Below are 25,065 nucleotides of genomic sequence, written 5' to 3' on the forward strand. Positions count from 1 at the left end.
CTGCTAAAGGTGAATTTAAATAAGACTTCATTAAAATTCTATGTATTATTCTTTTTAAAAACAATATCCATTTACATAGCCATTCCACCATCTACATTGATGACCTGCCCTGTAATATACTGGCACATATTTGAAACAAGAAACAAAACTGCATTTGCCGCATTTTCTGCTTTTCCGTAAGCTTTCATTGGAATTTTAGACAGCATCTCTTCAGTTACCTTATCAGAAAGTACAGATGTCATGTCTGTTGAAATATATCCTGGAGCAACGGCATTTACAACTATACCACGGCCTGCCAGTTCCCTTGCAGTTGCCTTTGTAAACCCAATAACTCCTGCTTTTGAAGCAGCGTAATTTGCCTGACCAACATTTCCTATTATGCCTACAACACTTGCTATATTTACTATGCTTCCTGATCTTTGTCTTAACATCTGTTTTGATACAAGCTTAGTACAGTTAAATGTCCCGGTAAGATTTGTACTTATTACCTTATCCCAATTTTCTTTTTTCATGGTCATCACTATGCCGTCACTTGTAACACCTGCATTATTTATCAATATGTCTATCTTTTTAAATTTTGCAATTATAGATTTTACAACTTCTTTTGTCGATTCTTCTGAACTCACATCATGCTTTAAACCCAGGGCTTCAACACCATAAGCTGATGATATTTCATCTGCCGCTTTTCTTGCTCTTTCTTCATTAGTTCCCGTTACTACTATTTTTACTTTTTCTGCCGCCAATTTCTCTGCAATAGCTCTCCCAAGCCCCCGAATGCCTCCAGTTATTAAAGCTACTTTATCCGTTAAACCTAAATCCATCATGTTCATCCTCCTATTTGCAATAATGGCCACCCTGCCTCTCCCTTTAGACGTGAGATAACAGCTTATATGCCACTAGATAATTTCTTAATAAAATACTAGTGGTAATTATATCATACTTTATGTATCAAACAAATCCAAAATTCACCAGTTTATTTCCAGCCCCACTCCTACTTCCTTTATAGGTAAATATTTATGTATTTCTGCTTTAACAGCAAAGGAGGTACAATGACAGGGATACAACTCTTTCACATTATTTTTTCTTAGATATTCAATAGTTTTTCTAACCCCGGAGTTAACTTGAAATAAATGAAATCCCCCTATAATTCCAAGTACCCTGCTGTGGCTACAAACTTTTTTTGCGTATTCAACTATATTGCATATGCCACTGTGAGAACATCCTGTTATGACATAAATGCCCTTTTCACTTTTATACACAAGTGCTGTATCATCCATTACATAATCATCAACCAAAGCTTTCCCTGAAGCCTGCTTTCCTATAGGTTTTTTATTTTCAAAATCATTCGTTCTTGGTATCTCTCCTAAAAAGGTTATATGTTTGCTAATTTTTTTAGGTTCTTTGGAAAGAATCAGATTACATTTTTCTTTTAACTCTTCTTCCAAAATAGGAGAACAAATCTTTAAATCTCCATCTGTTTTTTCCTTAAATGCATCAGGGTGGGCAAGTATTGAAATCTTATTTTTACAGTTTTTTTGAAAGTAATATTTAAGTCCTCCTGTATGGTCATTGTGTCCATGTGAAACAGCAATTATATCTATGTTCTTTAAATCCACCCCCAATGCAGCTGAATTTTTCAAGAATATATCAGAATAACCTGTGTCAAATAGAATCTTAGTGTCCTCATCTTCAATATAATATGAAACAGCAGGTTCTCCAAAATAATACCTATCTATATAGGTGTTGTTATCTACTAAAACTTTTAGCTTCATTCTTTCATCTCCCAAAAATAATTTCCATTGTCTTCATTATATTTTATAAAACCACTTTTTTGCAAAACTTTTTGGGATGCAGTATTTTGTTTTTCCGTCTCTGCAATAATTCTTAAAGTATTTTTCTGATTCATTGCCTATTTGCAGATTGATTTCACTGCTTCTGTCATATAACCTCTACACCTATATTTTTCATTAATGCCATATCCGATCTCAACAGTTCCACTTTCATCAGGATATCCCATAAAACAAGCACTTCCAACGGACAAGTTATATTCTTTCAATATGATCTGCCAATTTGTATACCAAAAATATTCTTTTGCATTTTTTTCAGCTTGCTTATAAAGCCCTTCCATTGCTTCCTGAGTATGTTCATCTAACTGTTCACCTGAACTATTTAATTCAAGTGCCTTTTCCATACTGTCTACTCCAATTAAGAGAAGTTTGAATTGCTCCAAGTTCAAAGGACATATAGTCAGTCTTTCCGTCTCCAGTTTCATTTTATATATTCTCCTTAATTTACTGTTTTTGATTTAACTGAGTATCTGTTATCAGTTTTTCTTTATATGGGAACTCTTTTTCAAAAGCCTCCAGTTCCTTCTTTTTTATCTCAAAAACTTTATCTGCATAGAATTTGCCTGAAATACCAGCTAGAGCCCCCTTATAAAGTTCTAGCACCATAAATTCTTCAAAATTTTTACCTGAAGATGTTTGAATACCATATTCTTTTGCATTTTTAAAGCCAAATCGATGATAATACTTTGGATTTCCAAATATGATTATAGCTTTATATCCTAACTGCCCTGCTTTTTCAATAGAGTGATTCATGAGCAAAGAACCAATTCCAAGTCCTTGATATGAAGGCCGTACTGAAATTGGCCCCATACACAAAATTTCAAATTTTCTATTTTTATCATCCACTATTTTTGCCTTTGAATAGATTATGCTCCCTACAATTTTATCACCATCTATTGCCACAAAACTCAGCTCTTTTATAAATGCAGATACTTTTTTTATATTATGGACAACTAAGTGTTCGTCACATCCTGGTTTGTACACATTCCAAAATGCTTCCCTTGTCATATATTCTACAGTTTTATAATCTTTTTCTTCTTCCAATCTAATTGATACGTTCATTTTATATACCTCAATTTCTTTAAATATATTGTAATTATACTGCATGCAGCTGAAGCAAATAACCTCCAAATTTTTTCAGAATTAAAAAATCGCCTTCAGCTTTCTGCCAAAGACGATTTTAATTATTTCATTTTTGATAAAATTTTTTGTATGGTTTTAGGGGCTAGATAGTATGTTTCAGAAAGGTAGTCTATAGATGCTCCCTTTCTGTATTTACTGTAGATTTCAAGGTTTCTGTAAAATAACATATTCCTGCTGCCGCTTTTCTCTCCCCAGGTTTTTCTGTTGCATTGTTTTCTTGGTATATAGATATATTCGCCATCAATGTAATCCTGAATTTGAGATACAAGTTCTAATGACAATATATCTGCTGCTTTTTTATAGCCCAATTTCGTGCTCCTCCTAATATACATTTTTAGGATTGTACAGAGGCTATTTGTATTTGTGCAATAGCCTCTGCTATGCACACACAATCAATGTTAACACAAAAATGCTCCTTTCTTTAAGCTTTATATATAGTATATGTAGTCATTTTTTCTCACCTATTATTCTTTTTGCAATACCAAATTAGATAGCATTATATAAAAATCCTGTTCTTCTTTCATTTTTGCATTTTTAAATAATTCTTTTAAGTCCCAATATGAATATTTTAAGAATTGTTCATACAAGTTATTTTGTTTATTTGTTTTCTCCATAATAATCCTTCCAACAAATAATACTTTTATTATATCATAGGCTAATACATCACTTATATAAATAATTTTCTGCAAGTGTACATGTCATGTTGAGGTTCAACCCTTTTATATCTTTTTTTATCTGTTCTGGTTTGATTATTTAAATACATCTCATGTTGAGGTTCAACTAGGTTATAACATCAACTCTAAACAAATAAATAATAAATTTAAATACATCTCATGTTGAGGTTCAACGTTGTAAGTTTATCGCCTTTGGGCGTTTCTTTATTTATTTAAATACATCTCATGTTGAGGTTCAACGGTTCTATTGAGGTTGGTGGTACAATTAGTTACAAATTTAAATACATCTCATGTTGAGGTTCAACGCATAATAATAAAGTTTACCATAACAGAACTCTAAATTTAAATACATCTCATGTTGAGGTTCAACATATCTTGTAGTAATTTTTTATAATAATTTTCCTCTGATTTAAATACATCTCATGTTGAGGTTCAACTGATATACTAAAAGAGTAGAAAAAAATATTAATAGTGATTTAAATACATCTCATGTTGAGGTTCAACTACAGACACAAACGAAAAAGGCGAAAAGTTAATAATATTTAAATACATCTCATGTTGAGGTTCAACTTATACATTTTTAATATTTCAACTATATCCATACAAAATTTAAATACATCTCATGTTGAGGTTCAACCCACAGTAAAATAGCCATTCTTTATTCTCATTATAACCCTAAAGTCCTTAACAATAAAGGCATCCGCTGAAAATTTTCCAACCGTTTTTGAATTTTCATAAACTTATAAAAAAAGTGCCTCAATCCATTACATATCAATGCATTGAAGCACTTCAAAACTTCAAAGAGGTTGGAAAAATCAAAGTATTAAATTTTCAGTATTATTTTCATTTATCCCTAAAGTATCCTCCTCGAAACAGCTATCATTCATAAGCTTTATTATTGTGACAAAATCCTTATCCTTTATAATCTTATTTAATTCACTCTTCAACTTTATCATTTTAGAAGTCGTTATAGCCCCTCTAAAAACAGAATTCTGATGGTGGTGGAAATATTTCTTGCATACTTTAAATACCTTATTTACCCTTTTCTCATTTACATCATAAAACACAAAAGCATAGTTGAAATTAAAATTTTTCCCCATAAAGCTCCTCCAATTATCACATCATACTTTTCAGGCTGAAAGGCTTAAATTCTTCACCTTCCACTACATACTTTATAAGCTTATATCCATCCAACCTTATGGCTGTCTTATAACTTATTTTCCTTTTGAGCTTTTTGTGGTCAAAAACACTTTCAAATCTCTGTTCAATTGCCTGTACAAATATTTTCTTTCCTTCTTCATTCAAAAGACAGTAATTGTATTTTTTATCAAAATGCTTGTTTACTTGAATTTGCTTTGTGTTTACCAGCTCAAAAATTGTTCTATATACTATCACCGGTTTGAAAACTTCGGACAAATCTAAACTTAAAGAAAACCTTCCTTCAGATGGTTCATGCAGATAACTTATAGTCTGGTTCAAATGGGTATTGTAAATTTGAGATACAGTTTTGGAATATAAAATTGAATTGCCAAAGGATATAAGTGCATTTATAGGATTATCAGGAGGTCTTTTCACTCTTTTATTCAGTACAAAATCTTCTGGTAAAATGTACTTGAAGTTTTCATAAAATCTCTGCCATATTTCCCCTTCAACTCTCAATATCTGCTTTATACCTAAATTACCATCCTCCAAATACTCTGGAACTTTTTCTTTTATCCAGTTAATTGTAGGCTCCACTTCTTTTTTGTCATGCCTGTAATAATGATATAGTACCTGACATATATTCTCCCCTATACCCCTTACAAAAGACTTTGCTATGTAATTTCTATTATTTAAAAAAGCTTCCACCTGCTTTATTGTAACCTTGCCGCTTACAAGACTTTCCCTTGGATAAAAGCTACCGCTGTAGTATCCATAGTAATTGAAAAAGTGAATGACTATACCTGCCTTTGCAACAAAATCAAGAAATTTACTGTTTACTGTAATTTCATTCATGCAGTATATTTCTCTTGTAGATTCTATTGGCAGATAGAAATTACCTTTTTCATTATGAAATAGAACAGAATTATCTTTTCGCTTGAGTTCTCCCATACTCATCAAATATTTAGTTCCGCTGGCCATTAAGTTTCACCTTCTTCTTAAATATAACAATATTCATAGTAAGCACATTTTTTGCATCCTTTGACTTTGCCAACTTTAGGAGGCATGTCCTTTTTAAGTAATTTTTCCATTTCAAGATTCAGCTCTTTTAATTTCATTTCATTTTCTTCCGTAAGGCTTACATATATTATTTTTTTGTCCTGCTTGTTTTTCTCCTGAAATTCAATTTTTCCCTCTCTATAAATTCCCTTGTTTTTTAATATACTGAGATAAAATAACACCTGCCATTTTACTGCTTCTACATCTGCATCGGATTTTTTTATCTCTACTAAATAATCCTTTGTAATCTTATCTATCTTTACATTGTCTATAGATATTTCTGCATTTTTATTTTCTTCTGCCTTCAATTCATGAATTACTTTTCCAATCTTTACATCTTCATTTGTATATTCCATGTTGATTCTGTTTGCATGCAGCCAAAATTGTCTTTTGCAGTGAAAATAATAATTTATAAGCGTACCGTTTATTTTCATTTACATCTCCCCTAACAGTTACATAAACAAATTTGCCTCATCTGGCGTTTCCCCTATGAATATTTCCTGATTGAACCTGCCGTCTCTTATATATTTCTCTCCATCTGATATATAATATATATCACCCAGCATATCACTGTATTCTGCAGGAATTTCTTTTACCTTATATATGAAATAATCTAAATTGGGGGTTATCTTTGATAATTTCACTTTTTTCTCTGCATACTCGATATTTTTATCCATTAGAACATCTTTATATTCTTTCCAAACATCATCGCCGCATATAACATCATTGTTTTCCAGCTTTATTTCTCTAGAAATAAATACAGTATATTTGTTTTGATATTCATCTATGAGTTTCATATAGTCCTGTACAGCTTTAAAATTTATGGAGTCTAATTTTTTAGTAAATGCTTCATATCCATGGTCATTGCTTTCCTGTTTTTTTAACTTGATTTTTTCTATGACTTTTTCATAGTACTTTTCAAAATTCTTTTTCTCTAAAAGTTTTTGAACTTCACTTTGAATTAAAGTAAGTTCCTTTTCCCTTCTCACATCACCTTTGTAGATAGCCCTGCAGTCATCTATTTTAAAAAATTTCACCCTTCCTTTTTTCAAGCAGGACCTGTTTACCCTTCCCATAAATTGTTCTTCTGCATCTAAAATGGATATGTTTTTATAACCCAAATCCATATCTATATCAATTCCTGCTTCTATTATCTGGGTAGCTATTAAAATAATCTTCTTTTCTTTATCTCTTGCCATTTCTACAATTTTTGCCCTGTCAATTTTATTATCATCGGCAGTCATGATTTTAACTTCATGCCCATACTTATTTTCAAAGTTCTTATTCATATAATCAAAAAATCTATCAGCCCTCTTTTTGAATATGAATTCAATTAGTATTTTCCCATTATCTCTGCTTTCAGCTTGTATATCACGGGCAAGCTTTTCAAACTGTTCTTCTTCATCACCTAAATCTAGCATTTCAAATTTTACTCTGTTCTTAAAATATGGATTTTTGAAATATTTGTTTCTGTCCTCTATCAAATATATAAAATCATTGCTATTTCCCTCCACCAGCTTACTTAATCTGGGAAGGGTGGCTGACATTATTATGACTTTTATATTTAAAAGTTCCGAATATGAATCCAGAAAATTGATTATTTCCTTCCATATTTGATTTTTATAGCTTTGTATTTCATCTAGTATTATTATGGAATTACACAGATTTATAAGGGGAAAAATCTCTTTTCTGCTTGTGCCAAACAAAGAGTTAAAAAGGTTGACATGAGTGGTTATAACAAAGGGATAATTTATGAAGATCCTATTCAAAAGTGACTTTTCATAGTCAATTTTCCTGCTGGAATCTACATCAGATTCACCGTCATAGTCTCTATCCACTGTCTTTATAGGAGTTATCGAATTTATCACAGATATACTTTCTCTTATTTTACTGTCATTTTTAAATATTTTTATAAACTCACTTTCAGTCTGTTCAACTAAAGTGTTAAATGGGAATACATAAAAGAGTTTATTTATTTTCTCATTGGAATTTAACATATGCCTTGCCAAATTTATGGAGGTTATAGTTTTACCAGCTCCCGTTGGTGCCTCCAAATAATATATGTTCCTATTCCTGCTTTTTAAATAATTTTTTTCACTTTCAAGGGCTATTTCGGATCTCAATTGATTTATATTACTGTACTTCCCATCTATCACCGGATTTTTTTCATAACTTCTTATGCTCTTTAAAATATCATAGTTTTCTATATCTCTGCTAAATCTTTTTTTCAATTCATCGTCCATAATTCCCATATCATCTACTTTTTCGCCATTCATGAACTGGGATGTGGCATAATAATCTGCTGCTGTAAGAATGGAAAATAGTAATTTGGAATAGATGTATAGGGTAAAATCTAATTTGCTATTTGCTAAGAAGCAATCCTTTATGTATTCTTGTGAATTACAAAAGGACTTGTAAATTACTCTTTTCCCTAGCACATCCGTATTTAAATCAGGGTAGTAGGTTTCCTTTTTATAGTTTTCTGAAAAATCCTTCAGTTTTTCTCCATAGCCTTCTATACTTTCTAAAAATCCATGATGTCTGGATATTATATAGGAGTTTAAATACATAAAGTATTTTAAATAATATTTGTCATGTCTTTTCTTTATTTTATTTATCCTTCCATTAAAATAGCTCACATATATATAAGATCCTAAAAGAGAATGCTTTTTTTCTCCTGCCGAATTATCCTTGTAGAGTTTATTCAACATATTGGCATACTGAAATGAGGGATTTATCTTTCCCATGTCATGCATGTATATTGTATTTGCAAGCATTTCCTTCCACAAACAAATTACATCTTCATTTCTACCTTCTAAAATATTCTTTTGCAAATTGTTAAATACATTATCTAAATTTTTTTCACTGCATACAAATTTAAAATATTTGTAAGTTAAATTTATATGGTCGGTAAGTTTTTCTCTTCTAGTTTTGTCGTTTCTATCTCTATGAGCATACATATTATCCAAATTATTTATAAAAGACCCTGAATCAAATAGTTCCACATCATCAAAATACATAAAAATCACCTTCTAAAAAAAGTACAAGTTTTTGTCCAGTTCTTCATCTCTATACACATCTACATTTTCATTAAATGAGTCTACAGCCATATTTGTCTCCGTAAAATCGGAAAACTGGTATTGATTTAGATCTTTGTCAAGAGCCACAGGAAGGTATTCTGTATACTTCCAGGCCGTATCCGTATCCTCTTCTTCATCCTGATATTTATCTATTTTGAAATACTTCGTTTCAAAAATACTATCTACTCTGTCTACATCATCTTCTTTATGGACTTCAAGTTCACTGACTTTAGTTATATCTGCAAAATGATCATTTGTTCCAAGATAAGGTATAAATTTGGCCTTATTTTTTCTAATCATATTTGAAAACTCATCTGTTACATTATCTATTTTTACATAAATCAGCCACTTAGGATTTTGAAGCCACTGTTGTTTTACTATGAGATTTCCTCCACTCTCACTGCTTGCATACCCAACAGAGTTGTTGAACTCTTGAACCTTTTTAGATATATAGCCGTGCTTATTGATAGTCACTACAGCAACTTTGGCGTTTTTAAGTTTTTCATAAAACTCAGGATATACATTTTTCTTAAAATTCCCGCTCTGCTCGTTATAGCCTCTAAATCCAAGAACACTTCCCATTATTCCAAGAAGAGCTATCTTGTGTATATTTCCATATGTAAAGCAGCAATAAGTATTTACATCCGGCTTTTTGAAAAATGCAGTTTTTCCAGAAAGTTTGAACCTTACTACTTTCATGCCTTAAACCTCTTTTCTTGTAAATATATTAAAAAGCACAGCTCCCTTTGGTATATTATTTAATTTTAACTTATAGTCATTATAATAAATTTCTATTCTTTTGATATCATCTTCAATACCCTGCAAAATCTCTTCTAAATTTAAAGTCAATATGTCTTTATCTTCTCCCTTTTCAAACTTCATAAATTGGGTTAAATTTGGAAGATAAGTTTCTTCATCAGTTTCAACAAATAGTGCAAATTCATTTTCACAACCTGCCTTGGCATTTGTATTTAAGGCAGTGGCACCCAGTAATGCTCCCTCCTTAAATTTTTTGTAGTCCTCTTCTGTATAACCTTCTGTAACCTTCATATCCACATAATCTCTATAGGAAGTTGGGTTTATATAAAAAGGATACAAGTAATGAGCCTCATCACTTACAATTTTTGTACCAAGTGTACTCTGCTTTGCCTCTTTTACCTCTTCTGTTTCTTTTGCCTTTTTATCACTTCTAAAAGGAGAAAGTATCTGCTGCTCTTCTGCACTTGAATCTTCATACACATTAAATCCTTGACCTATCTGCACTACCCCTGTAAGGGATATGTTGTTTCCTTCTTCTGCAAATGTAGCTCCAAAAGATTTTACATCTAAAGCAGAAAATAGATTCTTAAGTATAACTGTACTTTCATCTTTTTTAGTAAGAGTTGTATCAAATACCTGGTTATATCGTTCTTCAAGAGATCTAGGCCTGATCTTACCTTTATCAGTCTTGAATGATTTTATATATAATATTTTTTCTCCTCTATCTTCCCAATATTTTTTTATACTGTATTTAAGTGCCTTGTCACTTCCAAATATAGATCCGTCACTGATTGTCTTGGGATAGCCGCTAAAATCAGCATTCCAATTTGCCATAATTGATTTAATTCCGATAACACCATATACTCTGTTCATTTAATTTGCCTCCTTGTTTTTATTTTTTATATTAGGCGTTTGCGAAACGCTACAACCCGTATAAATGCGGTGTATTTTTTGTTACAAAACAAAATAACTCCTCACTGATTTATGGTAAAATTGAATTGCAAAGAAACAAAATCACCATATACCTCAGAAAGGAGTTATATATTTATGATACCATATAAACAGCTTTCTTTGGCAGATATTTTTTCTGATTGCAAAGAAAAATTTGAAAATAACAAGCCTCAGTTTCTTTCTTTACTTGAAAATACTATTAACCTTGATGATTTAATCCCTGCTTCCTTCATAAATCATTTTTATGCTTCTACTGGAAGGCCCCGTAAATACAGTCTTTACGCCATGCTCCGTGCTTTGATTTTGCAGCACATTTTTTCTATTCCTACGGATTCCCTTTTGATTATTTTTCTTAAATATTCTCAAGAGTTAAGGGATTTCTGCGGTTTCCTTAAAGTCCCTGATGCTTCTAAATTCACACGTTTTAAACAGGATTTTATTCTGGACTTACAATTGATATTTGATAATCTCGTTGATATTACTGAACCAATATGCCAGCAAATTGACCCCAAACTTGCTTCTATGACTATTTTTGATACTTCTGGTATCGAAGCTTTTGTTACTGAAAACAACCCTAAGTATGCTAACCGCATCATAAAACAGCTTAAGACTTTTAAGAAAGTACATGCTTTAGATGATTCTTATGATCCTTATAAAGCTGCCTATGGTTCTATGCCTCCACACGCTTCAGCTAATCCGGCCATTCAACAAATGTACATTAACGGTCATTTTTGCTATGCTTTTAAATTTGGCATTGTAACCAACGGACTTGGTATTGTAAGAGATATTTCATTTTACAATCAGGATTTTCTAAAAGCACATCCTGATATTGTTATTGAGAAAAAATCTGATTCACCGGATGAAGATAAATCTCTTGCTGATTCTAAAGCTCTTATACCTGTTCTTATGGATTTCTTTGCAAAACATCCTTTGATAAATCCAAAAATCTTTTTAGGTGATGCTGCTTTTGACAGCATTCTGATTTATCGATACCTTTTGCATGATTTGAAATTTGAAAAGGCATTCATTCCATTAAAAACTAAACTTGCATCAAAAGAATTCGACTGCCCTTTAAATGAAAATGGTATTCCATGCTGTCCTTATGACCATTCGCTTCCAATGAAACGAGAAGGCAGTAAAACACACTTACGTTCTGGAATTCCATCAATGAAATTCGTATGTCCCAAAATGAAATGGGTATACAATAAAAAAACTAAAAAGAGCAAACGTGTAACTCTATGTGAAAATCCATGTACAAAATCTTCTTGCGGCAGAATGTTTTACATTTATCCTGAAAAGAATCTTCGTGCATATCCTGGAACTACTCGTGGAACTCTCCAATGGGAAAACACTTATAAAATCAGGACTGCTGTCGAGAAAAACATCAACCATTTCAAAGGCAGTTATTGCGTTGCGGATCGTAAGACACAAAATGAGCTAACGCTTCATTCTGACTTACTTCTAGCCGGTATAACTCAGCTAATAACAGTTATTGTAGCAAATAAAATACATAAAAATGAATATATTAGAAGCCTAAAACCATTAATTGCATAAATTTTATTTGTAAAAAATAGAAACCCAACTTTGCTTTATTTCGTGCGCCCTTTTTTATCAATATGGCTATTTCAAATCATAAAAATTTGTCTTTAAACTTCTAACAATACTTTTGCAACTTCTAAACATCTTTTATTCATTTTTATTAGCGAGTTTCGCAATTACCTAATTTTTTATATATTAAATTGGGACATAAAAATCCTGCTATTATAAGATCCTGATTCACCTTTCCTTCTGTATTATAGGAAGAAACCATATAATACATATTGTTAAATCTAAAGGATGGCTTTATAGCATAATCATATTTTATAAACAACTTTTTCAATTTTTCCTTTACAAACTCACTGCTTTTTGCATTTAAAAAAGGATTTATAAAAGAATAATTTTTGTTTCCAGACTTATTCAAGCTGTAAAAATATTTAAGCAGCTGGCCTATGCAAAAATAATATTCTTCATCATTTTCAGCCTCCACCTTATACTCAGGATCTTCTTTAATATTTATCTTTTCGTCTATACTCTTTCGAACACTTTTAACAACTGCATCCATACTCTTTCCTCCCTTTTCATTGTTAAAATAACAAAGTACTGCATGCCTTAAGTTAAATTGATTTACTGCCTTGTTTATATTTCCTTGATTTATAGAATTACACAAAAGATATAAGGTCATGCTGTTCCAAAATGCGCTTGTCAAAAAATCTTCACCTTTGTAAAACCAGGTGTAAAATCCATACCTGTATTTCAAAAGGCACTCTTTAACTTTTGCATCATTCAAATTTATACTTTTTGCCTCTGTAAAAAAGTTATTTTCCAAATACTTGTTAAAGAACACTTCACTTATTCTACTTTTTACTTCACCTACATTATTTAAAACTCCAAGGGACAATTCAAAATCTTTGCCTACTCCTTCATTTATAATAGGGAGAATTTCTATGGCTTTTTTCAACTTATACCTGTATTCGGTTATGGTATCATAGTCTGCAATTTCCACTTCTTTTCCCTTGTTTATTCTCAGGAAATACCCCTTAAAGTCATCTTTCTTATTTTCTTTATAGTCTACGGCATCTATGTCACTGTCTGCATATATATAATTTTTCTTTTCTTGTGCATAGTTCATGAAATAATCGAATAATTTTTTCTCCATAAAAATGGTACTTGAATCTACAAGTACAGGTAACTTGCTTTTTCTAGTCTTGTTTTCAAGGTAGGGCTTTTTTGAATTCAATCCCATATTAAAGTCGGGCAGTCCATACACTTTATCTCCGATCTTAACATTGTAATCCGTGCTGTTATAGATATTAGGTATTATATATCTCTGGCTTTCTCTTTCATAATTTTTAGAATCAGTATTATAGAATAATTTAAGGTATGTTTTATCTAGACTTTTACGACTTGCTATTTTATATATATTTTGCTTTATCCAATCTCTTATTTTGTCTATAAGTTCTCCATCTGGTTTGCCCTGTTCTTTTTCAAACTTTAAATAAAGCTCCAAACTTTTTTTCTTATTTTTATATTTACCTCCAGGACTTTTTAAAATGTCATAGTATTTATCTATTACTTCAACATCCAGCTTTCCCTTAGATGGATCTAAATTTTCTTTTTTCACATAGAAAGTATACATATTATTACTGTGTATTACCTTTACCGGATCTACTGGCTTATTCATAGATATAAGACCGCTAATACAATCCATTTTTGCAAACTTTCTATAATCATCCTGTGATTTATCTGTTTTCTTGTCTACACTAAATATTTCTACTTTGTCTCCACTGTCTTCCAATGTAAATTCAACATAGTCACCAGGTGAAAGCGTATAGTTATCCACAATAAGTGCATCACCTTTTTTTTCATATCTGCTGCTAAATATTTTACAGATTTCATTTATCAAATATTTTCACCTCTTTTTCTATTTGATATATTGATAATTCACAAATCCGTACCCTCTCGGACTCATGTCTGCAAGTGCTGTTCCAAGGAGTATGTATGCAATATTTTGGGCATCGCTATTTGTTTCCAAATTCAATGTTACTTTATCTCCTAGAATCTTTTTATCTTTGAAACTAGCAGCTATAGGCTTTTTGTTGTCTATCTTTGCGTAATTAAACAGCTTTAAATTTTTATCCACAGCCTCTCCTGTCAATACTTCATATTTTTTTATACTGGTTGTTCTTATGTACTCAAAAAATTCTTCTTCAGTGTATTTATTTCTCCAATATTCAGTTTTTTCACTGCCAGGCATTTTAACTATTACAGGGGTTATACTATATATTCTGTCTATAGGCCTTTTTGGTATGTTTTTACTTTGACATACAAGAACTTTTATCTTAGAGGTATATTCATTTGACAAGAATTTTAAAAAGTGATTTTTTAATTTGGAGCCTATGCATCTCAATTGGAAATTATATATGCATCCTTCTTTATACATCTTAGTTTTTACATCTAAGGGGTACAAGCTGTTGAAGCAGTAATTTTTCATCATATTTTCTTCGTGGAAACTTTTCATGTTCTCATTTTCATAGAAAGATTTATCCATTAATTTGCTTAAATCTTCCAACGCCTGTTCTATGGGAATATTCTCTAGGATGTATACTTTAATGTTTATCTCATTTATTTCCATAATCACCCTCCATTCATTTGTATATTACAAAAATTTGTCTTCCATATATGTTATTATTCGATTAATTTATGGAAAGTCCTGCAAATACAAGGAGCTTTTTAGATAAATTTAGTGTAACAGGATTATCTTTTTATAGTTAGCTTTAAATCTATATCTATTGTTGATTTTACTAAGTAGATGATAAAAAAGGCGATAATCATAATCCAATATTTTCTTATATTTATATCCTCTATAGAGTAAATTTTGTTTACATTTATATTATTGTACCTAGATCAAATTTATATTCATAGTAAAACCAATAAAGTTGAAGTGTTAGGAAATATTTAGAATTAATTTAAACAAATCTGTTTCATACAACATTTGTTATGGTTCAACTATGCTCACTTTGACGATAATTCAAAGTTATACCAATAAAGTGTTTAAAAACATTTCATATTATGGTTCAATAATTTTCTTAAAATATATTATTTCCAATTATTACTTATTTAATCACATCTCATGTTGAGGTTCAACCAGATGATGAAGACATACAGTTATCCCAAGGTGTTTATTTAAATACATCTCATGTTAAGGTTCAACTAGCTGAGATAGTCCAAGCTCCTATAAAAGATATATTTAAATACATCTCATGTTAAGGTTCAACTTAATCCCTCCTTTTCTCTAACAGCATAAATAATCATTTAAATACATCCCATGTTGAGGTTCAACCGGTATATTCAGCATCGCCTAAAGCTACATAACTATTTAAATACATCCCATGTTGAGGTTCAACGTAAAGGATACTTAAAAAGAGCATTGAAAATAATGCAATTTAAATACATCCCATGTTGAGGTTCAACTAGTAATATAAAATAAATAAAGGAGTGTTTAATTAATTTAAATACATCCCATGTTGAGGTTCAACAGATAATAATTATTATTTGTATTGTTACTCATAATATATTTAAATACATCCCATGTTGAGGTTCAACATGCAATAATAATATTAATATAAGCGAAAAAATTAAATTTAAATACATCCCATGTTGAGGTTCAACAACACAAAATAAAATATTAAGGAGTGATTTTTATTAATTTAAATACATCCCATGTTGAGGTTCAACAAAGTTAATACCTATAAAAGATAACTTTTTAGGATGATTTAAATACATCCCATGTTGAGGTTCAACTTGTAGTATAATATAATCAATAAGAAAAATAAAATAATTTAAATACATCCCATGTTGAGGTTCAACTTTAAAAATTAAGTGTCTTATATTGGCTCTATGGAAATTTAAATACATCCCATGTTGAGGTTCAACGTATCATGTTAAAGAGGGTATATCGGATTTGGTTGCATTTAAATACATCCCATGTTGAGGTTCAACATATGTATATGATAAAGATGCTAAAATGTATTCTTGATTTAAATACATCCCATGTTGAGGTTCAACACACGTAATACAATCCAATCTTCATAACAAGGGAGTATTTAAATACATCCCATGTTGAGGTTCAACAGTTACTGTTATGGGGTATCTTGGTTTAAGATATGCATTTAAATACATCCCATGTTGAGGTTCAACGTGGTGGAAAAATGGGTATTGATTTTTCAATTTTATTTAAATACATCCCATGTTGAGGTTCAACAGTAGCTGAATTAGCACAGTTTCCTGTAGTAGCTGCATTTAAATACATCCCATGTTGAGGTTCAACTACAGAAGTAGAAAATCAAATAAAAACATTAATCAGATTTAAATACATCCCATGTTGAGGTTCAACCTTATAGGTATAAAGCAAGTATAAAGGAAGATACATTTAAATACATCCCATGTTGAGGTTCAACACCTAGTGTATATATCCTACTTGTAAAAGTTCCTAAATTTAAATACATCCCATGTTGAGGTTCAACTTAAAATTTTAATGATGCCTTTTAATCCCTCCATTCATTTAAATACATCCCATGTTGAGGTTCAACTATCTCATTACGCTTAGTTCCAACTACTTCTCTTCATTTAAATACATCCCATGTTGAGGTTCAACCCATGCTGAGAAAATAAAAACTCTATATTTTTCTTTATTTAAATACATCCCATGTTGAGGTTCAACTAATATATTAGTACAATTTGATAATGAGAAATTCACATTTAAATACATCCCATGTTGAGGTTCAACCAGATATAAAAAGCACAGATATTCAAAAATATATTGAATTTAAATACATCCCATGTTGAGGTTCAACAAATCTTTTGATCGCAATATCTTATTTGGTTCTTATTTAAATACATCCCATGTTGAGGTTCAACTGTTCTAATTTCTTTTTAATTTGGCTTAACTTTTTAATTTAAATACATCCCATGTTGAGGTTCAACGATTTGTTGGTATTAATACTGCTGTTGACCAGACTTCATTTAAATACATCCCATGTTGAGGTTCAACCTGGTGTTATTGGTGCTATTAATAGTTGTGCTTCATTATTTAAATACATCCCATGTTGAGGTTCAACTAAATTATGACTAAATTGAATATCCATATTTAGCTATATTTAAATACATCCCATGTTGAGGTTCAACTATTGGTTAGTGGTATAATGCAATAAAGGAGCGTGAATTTAAATACATCCCATGTTGAGGTTCAACTAGCAAAATAAATAAAGATATTCAAATACTGGAATGATTTAAATACATCCCATGTTGAGGTTCAACCACAGTAAAATAGCCATTCTTTATTTTCATTATAACCCTAAACCCCTTAACAATAAAGGTATCAGCTGAAAACTTTCCAACCATTTTTCAATTTTCATAAACTTATAAAAAAAGTGCCTCAATCCATTACATGTCAATGTATTGAGGCACCCTCTATCTTCAAAGAGGCTGGAAAAAATCTACCCGTGATATTTAGTTTGAAGCACACCATAAGTTTTTTTCAAAACTCTCTAGTCATTTTTTTATTTCAAATAAAAAACCAACCTCCAATCGTTAGATTTTAGGTCTAACTTTTGGGGGTCGGTTCATAAAGCTTACTTTCAAAACTTTAAAGATACTTTATTATTTAAATTCCATATCTTTTCAAATCTTCTATAGTTTCTATGTCAAATATGTCTTCTATAATTGAATTTAGGCTATCACTGTCTAATAATTTTACCTTTCCTATCACAGTTTCATCTACATTCTTAAACTTTTTATTTAGTAATTTTATAACCCTTTCAACATCCTTCAATCTGGATTGCTCTCTCTCTTCTTCTCTTCCTTTTGCAAGTCCTTCTTCTCTTCCCTCTTGCTTATAGTGCAATTTTCTGATTTCATCTATACTCATTTTAAATGCACCTCCAATTTCCTTTTTATATTCCTCATATTTCTTTTCTAACTCTGGATCTTCAATTAAAAATAAGTATTCTAAAAAGTCTACTAGCGCTTTTATTTGCTCATTGTTTTTTACTTTTTCATATTCTCTTAGTTCTTCTGCTAATTTAATCTTTGCCCTATATATTTCTTCATCATCAGCCTTTGTTTCTAATAGGTTCTTTGCTATTTTAAACACTAACCTTAACGGGTTGTCTTCACTGATATTTTCTAGATTTATATTTTCAACATCTATTGTCCTAAAATTATACGTTAATATGTCTTCTTCTATCTCTGGTAATCTATATATGTAATTCTTGTCTTTGCCTCTTTCTCCCTTATATGTATATATTGCTGCTGCCACTATTTCCGATTTGTCCTCATACCTATACCTAAATTTGTCCCAGATTCTATAGAAATATCTGAACATTCTCTCTCCAAATACTTCATCACAGCTGGCATAACTTTGTACTTCCACATGTATAAACAATATTTTACTCTTATTATTTTTTAATTTTACCTTTATTATTTTATCTGATATTACTTTTTCACTACTGTCTCTATCAAAAATTTCTCTTTGTATTTCTTGAAGTTCTTTATCTAAAGATTCTGTTCCATATTCCCATGCTATATTTTTAAATATCTCCGGAAAAAGCAGTTCTACTATTTCTATTTCAAAGGCTTCCAAAATTGATTTCCACGCTGCATCAAAATCGTGTTTCTTTATCAAATCTTATCCACATCCTCTTATGTTTATCCTTCTTAGTATTAATTATAAAGCATTTATGTTTTTCTATTCAACATATTTTTTAAAATTTACAGATTATTATTTTTATTCAGAAAATATACCATGTTGAGGTTCAACGAATGTATTCAAATGCATTACAACAGGTGTCCCAGAATTTAAATACATCCCATGTTAAGGTTCAACGTGCAATACTTGTAAGTGTTCTTTCTACTGGAGTAGATTTAAATACATCCTATGTTAAGGTTCAACTTGGTTGTGTCCACCCAAAAGAAAGCTTTTTTTGCTTCATTTAAATACATCCTATGTTAAGGTTCAACTCGGCGTTCTCAATGGGAACATATTATACTAAAGCTATTTAAATACATCCTATGTTAAGGTTCAACCGTCCATATTGATGTATATGCAATTCTCATATAACTATTTAAATACATCCTATGTTAAGGTTCAACAAAAGTTCTTGAAAAGTCTGTAGAAAAAAAGTATTTATTTAAATACATCCTATGTTAAGGTTCAACAAGTTTAGAAAAGTTGTAAGTAAAGTCTTAAAAAAGATTTAAATACATCCTATGTTAAGGTTCAACTTAACTATAGTTTTTATATATTTAAGGCATTGTAGTTATTTAAATACATCCTATGTTAAGGTTCAACATATAACATATCTTCTTTCATAAATATTTTTGTAAATTTAAATACATCCTATGTTAAGGTTCAACAATATTGATTAAATTATTATTTAAATAGTCATTTTTTATTTAAATACATCCTATGTTAAGGTTCAACTAAGCATATAAACTCATAAGACTTTCTCTAATTTTTATTTAAATACATCCTATGTTAAGGTTCAACTTAGATTTAGAATCAATTAACACAAAATCATCTGGATTTAAATACATCCTATGTTAAGGTTCAACTTGAGAAATGGGCGGTAATTATTAGGTGGGGTGTTAATTTAAATACATCCTATGTTAAGGTTCAACTATCTGATTTGATTGCTGAAGGTGTTGCTAATTTTAAATTTAAATACATCCTATGTTAAGGTTCAACCCAGGATATATAGATTGTAAAAATAATACATTTTTCATTTAAATACATCCTATGTTAAGGTTCAACGTTTGGAAGGTTCTATTGATGGTGATTTTAGTGGTCTATTTAAATACATCCTATGTTAAGGTTCAACAAGTTCAAGATTGGGTTAGTAAAGGGAAATATGCTTTATTTAAATACATCCTATGTTAAGGTTCAACCCTTATATTCTTTTAAAGCATTACCTATAATTAGTTTTATTTAAATACATCCTATGTTAAGGTTCAACTTTTTATATTTCCCGTCTTATCTTTCTTTGTAAATATTTAAATACATCCTATGTTAAGGTTCAACTTGGAACTGGCGTAAATATGCATCCATTAGCACTATTTAAATACATCCTATGTTAAGGTTCAACAATGTAAGAGTTTGTGCAATAGTGTCTTTATCATCATTTAAATACATCCTATGTTAAGGTTCAACTTTGTTAGTATTAATACTGCTGTTGACCAAACTTCATTTAAATACATCCTATGTTAAGGTTCAACCCTTGGTCGTTGCTCTCCCTTCCTCTGCTTTATCGTAATTTAAATACATCCTATGTTAAGGTTCAACTATTAATAGATTAAAGGTTTTAAAGCGTGCTAGACGATTTAAATACATCCTATGTTAAGGTTCAACGGGACACAGAGCCTTAAGGTTTCAATACCTTGAACTATTTAAATACATCCTATGTTAAGGTTCAACAATTGTTATAATCTAAAAATATATCTTTTAAAAAGCAATTTAAATACATCCTATGTTAAGGTTCAACATTATGAGATAATATATTGTTCATAATTGTATTAGTGATTTAAATACATCCTATGTTAAGGTTCAACCAAATTACAGTAGTTATATTATTTTTAGGTAATATCATTTAAATACATCCTATGTTAAGGTTCAACAAAAATGATGTTCAACTATTTTTAAATGATTATAAAAATTTAAATACATCCTATGTTAAGGTTCAACATTAGAAACTTTAGTGAGTAAAGCATATTATAAATATGCATTTAAATACATCCTATGTTAAGGTTCAACCAGCAGAGGACTACAAGGGAAGTTTAAATAAAGCTTATTTAAATACATCCTATGTTAAGGTTCAACCATACTATTGTTGAATATTTGAAGAAGGGTAGAAATGATTTAAATACATCCTATGTTAAGGTTCAACCATACTATTGTTGAATATTTGAAGAAGGGTAGAAATGATTTAAATACATCCTATGTTAAGGTTCAACTGGTAATATAAAAAGTTTGGGAGGTTCTATTGACGGATTTAAATACATCCTATGTTAAGGTTCAACAGTTACTGTTATGGGGTATCTTGGTTTAAGATATGCATTTAAATACATCCTATGTTAAGGTTCAACATTTCTGGTTCTATAGAGGGTACTGGTAGTAAAATTGTATTTAAATACATCCTATGTTAAGGTTCAACCTGTTCTGCTTTCATATTGGCAGTTTCAAATCTATATTTAAATACATCCTATGTTAAGGTTCAACTAATACGTCCGTGATTACTCCCATAGCTGTTGGAGCTATTTAAATACATCCTATGTTAAGGTTCAACAATAAAAGAAAAATTAATAACTGCTATGGATAGCAAATTTAAATACATCCTATGTTAAGGTTCAACGAAGAAAAATTAAATAGATCATTAGACACTTTAAGATTTAAATACATCCTATGTTAAGGTTCAACCGTAGAAGCTTCTATCTAGTATTTGAAAATTATTTTATTTAAATACATCCTATGTTAAGGTTCAACTGGTAATAAGTGATGTATATTTTTTGTATAAGCATACATTTAAATACATCCTATGTTAAGGTTCAACTATCCAAGCGCTTTTGCAATATCTACAGCTACGAAAATTTAAATACATCCTATGTTAAGGTTCAACGAAAAAGCATTACCGTTAAATCCTATTAAAACACCATTTAAATACATCCTATGTTAAGGTTCAACTCAAAATGGATACACTATATTTTGTTAAAAGTTCCTATTTAAATACATCCTATGTTAAGGTTCAACCTAAAAGAGAGAATGGAAGAAATGTTATAAATTTATTTAAATACATCCTATGTTAAGGTTCAACGTATAGATGATTTAAAGGAAAACTTACCGCAGAACAATTTAAATACATCCTATGTTAAGGTTCAACAGATTTAAAATATAAATTTAAAGGAGCGAATTATCAATTTAAATACATCCTATGTTAAGGTTCAACTATTACAATTATTAATGATTAACTTTAGTTATCTCTATTTAAATACATCCTATGTTAAGGTTCAACCACAGTAAAATAGCCATTCTCTATTTTCATTATATCCCTAAAGTCCTTAATAATAAAGGCATTCGCTGAAAATTTTCCAACCGTTTTTCACTTTTCATAAACTCAATAAAAAAAGTATCACCGTCCATTGAATTTAAATGGCTTAAGGCATCTCTATCACCAAAATTAGTTGGAAAATACTTAACAAAATATAGTAATATATTGTATAAAATAGTATAATTTATTTGTACACCGTATAGATAAATAGTAAATTTATGAGGGAGAATGTTTATTATGAAGGAATCAACCATTACAACTACATTTAAAGCAGATATTAAAAAAGTATGGGAAGTAGTTACAAATAACAATAAATATGAGTGGCGAAGCGATTTAAGTAAAATTGATGTTTCGGAAGACGGAAACTATTTTACAGAATATACAAAAAATAATTTTCCTACTAAATTTAACATTACCTTAAAAAAGCCTTATGAGCGATATGAATTTGACATGTCTAATAAAAATATGAAGGGTCATTGGATTGGAACTTTTAGTCCTGTTAATAATGGTACCCAGATTGAATTTACAGAAAAAATATCAGTAAATAATCCTATAATGAATTTGTTTGCAGGTTTGTATCTAAAAAAACAGCAGTCACTTTATATAGCAGATTTAAAAAAGGAATTAGGTGAATAAATTTCATATTACTTTTATGTTGCTATGATGCGTTTATACATTATTTCTGCTGCATCTTTTGCTGAAATTTCATCTACATCTATTTTATCTGTATCCATTTTTAGATAATTGTTTAACCTGGGAACACTTCTATCAATGACATCTTCTGTTCTGGTTCCATTTTCAATATCTTTTGTAATTCGTTCAATTAATGATTTTTCTGAACATATAAGAGAAAACTTATACACCTTACAGCCCTTCTCGTTTATTCTAGATAATACATCATCAAGAATACTTTGCATATGCATTACCCAACAAAATATAATATTTTCATACTCCGAACATGAAATGAAATTATTTAGCATATATGTAATATTATCAATTACCATCCTTTTAGTTTCATCTGTAACGATGAAGGGTGATATATTCCAGCACCAATCACCATCAAGGAAGACACATTTAGGCAGCAGTTTTTGTAATTCTTTACTTGCTGCTGTCTTTCCTACACCCATTGTTCCATTTATGAGAATAAGGTTTTTTGTCATTTTACCCTTGTCATTCATAATCAATTACTTCCAGCTTTCATAATGTATAATTTCTTCCAGTTTCTTTCGTGGACGGGGTTTAGGCTTTTCATCTGCATAACCAAGTGTGACAATTCCAACTACATATTTATCATCAGGTATATTTAAAATTGGTCTTATTTCATTTTGTACAAACCATCCAACCCAGCAAGTACCTAATCCCAGGTTATCAGCTCCAAGCAATATATGTTCTACAGAAATTGAAGTATCTCTAATTATCTGTTTAAGTTCCTCTTCCGGACTGTTTTCATCCAATGATACATCTATTTTTTCATCTATTCTGCAACGTATATCTGCTACACAAGCAATAAAAACTGGAGCAGAAAGCATCCATTTCTGATTATGACATACTCGTGATATTTTTTGCCTATTTGATTCTGATTTTACCACAATAAAATGCCAGGGCTGGGTATTACTTCCTGATGGAGCAAGCCTTGCGCCTTCAATCACCTGCAGTATTTTTCCATTTTCAACTTCTCTATCTATGTATTTTCTTATACTTCTACGTGCTGAAATCTCTTCAATCATATCATCCGCTTCCCTTCTTAATAATTATTTTAACATATCTTTATCCTTCAAACTTTTTTAACTATGAATTACTACAGAAATTTTTTCTAAAATTCAGCGGTGATACATTTTTAACTTTTTTATATATACGACTGAAATAATTTATATCACTAAATCCACAATTCAGTGCTATTTCTGTTATATTTAAATCAGTTTTCTGCAGCAATAAACCTGCTTTTTGTATTCTAAGATTATTTATATAATTCGTTAGAGATCTACCTGTAATTTGTTTAAATGTCCTGCAAAAATGCTCTTTACTAATATGAGCCATTTCTGAAATTTCATCTAAAGTTATTTTTTCAGTGAAATTTTCGTTGATGTACAAAAATATATTTTTTAATCTGTTTAGATTATCAACTCGACAGTTAAATTGACCTGCTGTTAAAATTTTTTCAACATATTTTCTGAGTAACAATACAATAATCTCATATATATATGCTTTTACAGCCAGTTCATATCCAAGCCTTTTTGAAAAATACTCATCAATAATTTTATCTGCACAATTGAGTATGTCCTTATCATTTCTAACTAGATTTTTAAATAAAATAAGGTTCTTTGCCAGTGGTACCATAAACTTGGTCTGGCAGGAGTCCATCTGACTACTAAAGAGAAATGAAAGGTCAACCCTTATAATATAATATATTAAATCATCACATAAGCTTTCACAGTAATGAAGTTCATTGCTGTTTACAATTATAAAATCCCCAGCTTTTACATGAATACTTTTATAATTACACCTGATCAAGGCACTACCCTTAATAAAATAAAAAAATTGAAGATGCTCATGCCAGTTTTCTTCAAATGTAGCTCCCGGCCCATTAACTTTTACTTTGAATATATCTACGAAAAAATTTCTATTGGGCATATCTTTATAATAATAATTAATTTGGGATTTATTCATAATTGCAGCATCTCCTCATATCAATATAGTACTAATATTAATCAATATATTCAATGAAACTCAATATGTATATTGTTATTATATATCTAGATGTTTCACTAGTAAATAT

19 protein-coding genes, 1 pseudogene and 3 CRISPR repeat arrays are annotated in these 25,065 nt (G+C 30.1%); of the genes and pseudogenes, 2 read left to right on the top strand and 18 right to left on the bottom strand.

Going from position 1 to position 25,065, the window contains the following annotated elements:
• Nucleotides 1-71: 71 nt before the first annotated feature.
• The 12 genes from fabG to B5S50_RS06895 form a co-directional block, all read right to left on the bottom strand.
• Nucleotides 72-824, bottom strand: coding sequence for a 3-oxoacyl-[acyl-carrier-protein] reductase (gene fabG / locus B5S50_RS06840; protein WP_217303426.1), 753 nt, complete (start codon nucleotides 822-824; stop codon nucleotides 72-74).
• Nucleotides 825-965: 141 nt separating this feature from the next.
• Nucleotides 966-1,772, bottom strand: a complete 807-nt coding sequence (locus tag B5S50_RS06845; protein WP_217303427.1) for an MBL fold metallo-hydrolase — start codon at nucleotides 1,770-1,772, stop codon at nucleotides 966-968.
• Nucleotides 1,773-1,909: 137 nt separating this feature from the next.
• Complete coding sequence (locus B5S50_RS06850) at nucleotides 1,910-2,272, bottom strand: GNAT family N-acetyltransferase (RefSeq protein WP_254306725.1); 363 nt, start codon at nucleotides 2,270-2,272, stop codon at nucleotides 1,910-1,912.
• Nucleotides 2,273-2,291: 19 nt separating this feature from the next.
• A complete protein-coding gene (locus tag B5S50_RS06855; protein WP_217303428.1) occupies nucleotides 2,292-2,909 on the bottom strand; it encodes a GNAT family N-acetyltransferase in 618 nt (205 codons plus the stop codon).
• A 122-nt stretch (nucleotides 2,910-3,031) separates the two neighbouring features.
• Entirely contained in the window at nucleotides 3,032-3,298 is a 267-nt protein-coding gene (locus B5S50_RS06860) for a CD3324 family protein (protein ID WP_254306726.1), read from the bottom strand.
• Between the two features lie 156 nt (nucleotides 3,299-3,454).
• The gene (locus B5S50_RS06865) at nucleotides 3,455-3,604 is read right to left on the bottom strand and encodes a hypothetical protein (RefSeq protein WP_217303430.1); all 150 of its coding nucleotides are present in this window, start codon (nucleotides 3,602-3,604) and stop codon (nucleotides 3,455-3,457) included.
• Between the two features lie 71 nt (nucleotides 3,605-3,675).
• A CRISPR array of direct repeats spans nucleotides 3,676-4,301; the repeat unit is 30 nt; unit sequence ATTTAAATACATCTCATGTTGAGGTTCAAC.
• 178 nt (nucleotides 4,302-4,479) lie between these two features.
• Nucleotides 4,480-4,764, bottom strand: coding sequence for a CRISPR-associated endonuclease Cas2 (gene cas2, locus B5S50_RS06870; RefSeq protein WP_063601504.1), 285 nt, complete (start codon nucleotides 4,762-4,764; stop codon nucleotides 4,480-4,482).
• A 16-nt stretch (nucleotides 4,765-4,780) separates the two neighbouring features.
• The gene (gene cas1b, locus B5S50_RS06875) at nucleotides 4,781-5,785 is read right to left on the bottom strand and encodes a type I-B CRISPR-associated endonuclease Cas1b (protein WP_217303431.1); all 1,005 of its coding nucleotides are present in this window, start codon (nucleotides 5,783-5,785) and stop codon (nucleotides 4,781-4,783) included.
• 17 nt (nucleotides 5,786-5,802) lie between these two features.
• Entirely contained in the window at nucleotides 5,803-6,297 is a 495-nt protein-coding gene (locus B5S50_RS06880) for a CRISPR-associated protein Cas4 (protein WP_217303432.1), read from the bottom strand.
• Between the two features lie 18 nt (nucleotides 6,298-6,315).
• The gene (gene cas3 / locus B5S50_RS06885; protein WP_217303433.1) at nucleotides 6,316-8,883 is read right to left on the bottom strand and encodes a CRISPR-associated helicase Cas3'; all 2,568 of its coding nucleotides are present in this window, start codon (nucleotides 8,881-8,883) and stop codon (nucleotides 6,316-6,318) included.
• A 12-nt stretch (nucleotides 8,884-8,895) separates the two neighbouring features.
• Nucleotides 8,896-9,642, bottom strand: a complete 747-nt coding sequence (gene cas5b / locus B5S50_RS06890; protein ID WP_217303434.1) for a type I-B CRISPR-associated protein Cas5b — start codon at nucleotides 9,640-9,642, stop codon at nucleotides 8,896-8,898.
• Nucleotides 9,643-9,645: 3 nt separating this feature from the next.
• Nucleotides 9,646-10,575: a type I CRISPR-associated protein Cas7 gene (locus B5S50_RS06895; protein WP_217303435.1), complete on the bottom strand. Its 930-nt coding sequence runs from the start codon at nucleotides 10,573-10,575 to the stop codon at nucleotides 9,646-9,648.
• A gap of 174 nt (nucleotides 10,576-10,749) precedes the next feature.
• On the opposite strand from B5S50_RS06895, the pseudogene B5S50_RS06900 reads away from it, so the two are divergent.
• A pseudogene (locus B5S50_RS06900) lies at nucleotides 10,750-12,094 on the top strand (transposase).
• A 258-nt stretch (nucleotides 12,095-12,352) separates the two neighbouring features.
• Here the strand turns inward: B5S50_RS06900 and B5S50_RS06905 are convergent.
• The 3 genes from B5S50_RS06905 to B5S50_RS06915 all read right to left on the bottom strand — a co-directional run bounded on the left by B5S50_RS06905 (nucleotide 12,353) and on the right by B5S50_RS06915 (nucleotide 18,874).
• The gene (locus tag B5S50_RS06905; RefSeq protein WP_217303436.1) at nucleotides 12,353-14,095 is read right to left on the bottom strand and encodes a hypothetical protein; all 1,743 of its coding nucleotides are present in this window, start codon (nucleotides 14,093-14,095) and stop codon (nucleotides 12,353-12,355) included.
• Between the two features lie 18 nt (nucleotides 14,096-14,113).
• Nucleotides 14,114-14,824: a CRISPR-associated endoribonuclease Cas6 gene (locus B5S50_RS06910; RefSeq protein ID WP_217303437.1), complete on the bottom strand. Its 711-nt coding sequence runs from the start codon at nucleotides 14,822-14,824 to the stop codon at nucleotides 14,114-14,116.
• Between the two features lie 345 nt (nucleotides 14,825-15,169).
• Nucleotides 15,170-17,508: direct repeats of the CRISPR family, unit length 30 nt; unit sequence ATTTAAATACATCCCATGTTGAGGTTCAAC.
• Between the two features lie 346 nt (nucleotides 17,509-17,854).
• Nucleotides 17,855-18,874, bottom strand: coding sequence for an Rpn family recombination-promoting nuclease/putative transposase (locus tag B5S50_RS06915; protein WP_217303438.1), 1,020 nt, complete (start codon nucleotides 18,872-18,874; stop codon nucleotides 17,855-17,857).
• Nucleotides 18,875-18,979: 105 nt separating this feature from the next.
• Nucleotides 18,980-22,253: a CRISPR direct-repeat array (repeat unit 30 nt; unit sequence ATTTAAATACATCCTATGTTAAGGTTCAAC).
• Nucleotides 22,254-22,526: 273 nt separating this feature from the next.
• On the opposite strand from B5S50_RS06915, the gene B5S50_RS06920 reads away from it, so the two are divergent.
• A complete protein-coding gene (locus B5S50_RS06920) occupies nucleotides 22,527-22,925 on the top strand; it encodes an SRPBCC family protein (RefSeq protein WP_217303439.1) in 399 nt (132 codons plus the stop codon).
• A gap of 14 nt (nucleotides 22,926-22,939) precedes the next feature.
• Here the strand turns inward: B5S50_RS06920 and B5S50_RS06925 are convergent, their stop codons facing one another.
• From B5S50_RS06925 to B5S50_RS06935, 3 genes are all read right to left on the bottom strand, one after another.
• Nucleotides 22,940-23,467, bottom strand: coding sequence for an AAA family ATPase (locus tag B5S50_RS06925; RefSeq protein WP_254306727.1), 528 nt, complete (start codon nucleotides 23,465-23,467; stop codon nucleotides 22,940-22,942).
• A 6-nt stretch (nucleotides 23,468-23,473) separates the two neighbouring features.
• Complete coding sequence (locus B5S50_RS06930) at nucleotides 23,474-24,016, bottom strand: nitroreductase family protein (RefSeq protein WP_217303440.1); 543 nt, start codon at nucleotides 24,014-24,016, stop codon at nucleotides 23,474-23,476.
• Between the two features lie 61 nt (nucleotides 24,017-24,077).
• The gene (locus tag B5S50_RS06935) at nucleotides 24,078-24,956 is read right to left on the bottom strand and encodes an AraC family transcriptional regulator (RefSeq protein WP_217303441.1); all 879 of its coding nucleotides are present in this window, start codon (nucleotides 24,954-24,956) and stop codon (nucleotides 24,078-24,080) included.
• Nucleotides 24,957-25,065: the final 109 nt, after the last annotated feature.

The organism is Clostridium sp. 001, assembly GCF_019056555.1.
GTDB classification, from domain to species: Bacteria; Bacillota; Clostridia; order Clostridiales; family Clostridiaceae; genus Clostridium_B; species Clostridium_B ragsdalei.

Coding starts and splice junctions, on each gene's coding strand:
- fabG (WP_217303426.1), bottom strand. CDS start 824: ATGATGGATTTAGGTTTAACGGATAAAGTAGCTTTAATAACTGGAGGC.
- B5S50_RS06845 (WP_217303427.1), bottom strand. CDS start 1,772: ATGAAGCTAAAAGTTTTAGTAGATAACAACACCTATATAGATAGGTAT.
- B5S50_RS06850 (WP_254306725.1), bottom strand. CDS start 2,272: ATGAAACTGGAGACGGAAAGACTGACTATATGTCCTTTGAACTTGGAG.
- B5S50_RS06855 (WP_217303428.1), bottom strand. CDS start 2,909: ATGAACGTATCAATTAGATTGGAAGAAGAAAAAGATTATAAAACTGTA.
- B5S50_RS06865 (WP_217303430.1), bottom strand. CDS start 3,604: ATGGAGAAAACAAATAAACAAAATAACTTGTATGAACAATTCTTAAAA.
- cas2 (WP_063601504.1), bottom strand. CDS start 4,764: ATGGGGAAAAATTTTAATTTCAACTATGCTTTTGTGTTTTATGATGTA.
- cas1b (WP_217303431.1), bottom strand. CDS start 5,785: ATGGCCAGCGGAACTAAATATTTGATGAGTATGGGAGAACTCAAGCGA.
- B5S50_RS06880 (WP_217303432.1), bottom strand. CDS start 6,297: ATGAAAATAAACGGTACGCTTATAAATTATTATTTTCACTGCAAAAGA.
- cas3 (WP_217303433.1), bottom strand. CDS start 8,883: ATGTATTTTGATGATGTGGAACTATTTGATTCAGGGTCTTTTATAAAT.
- cas5b (WP_217303434.1), bottom strand. CDS start 9,642: ATGAAAGTAGTAAGGTTCAAACTTTCTGGAAAAACTGCATTTTTCAAA.
- B5S50_RS06895 (WP_217303435.1), bottom strand. CDS start 10,575: ATGAACAGAGTATATGGTGTTATCGGAATTAAATCAATTATGGCAAAT.
- B5S50_RS06910 (WP_217303437.1), bottom strand. CDS start 14,824: ATGGAAATAAATGAGATAAACATTAAAGTATACATCCTAGAGAATATT.
- B5S50_RS06920 (WP_217303439.1), top strand. CDS start 22,527: ATGAAGGAATCAACCATTACAACTACATTTAAAGCAGATATTAAAAAA.
- B5S50_RS06925 (WP_254306727.1), bottom strand. CDS start 23,467: ATGAATGACAAGGGTAAAATGACAAAAAACCTTATTCTCATAAATGGA.
- B5S50_RS06930 (WP_217303440.1), bottom strand. CDS start 24,016: ATGATTGAAGAGATTTCAGCACGTAGAAGTATAAGAAAATACATAGAT.
- B5S50_RS06935 (WP_217303441.1), bottom strand. CDS start 24,956: ATGAATAAATCCCAAATTAATTATTATTATAAAGATATGCCCAATAGA.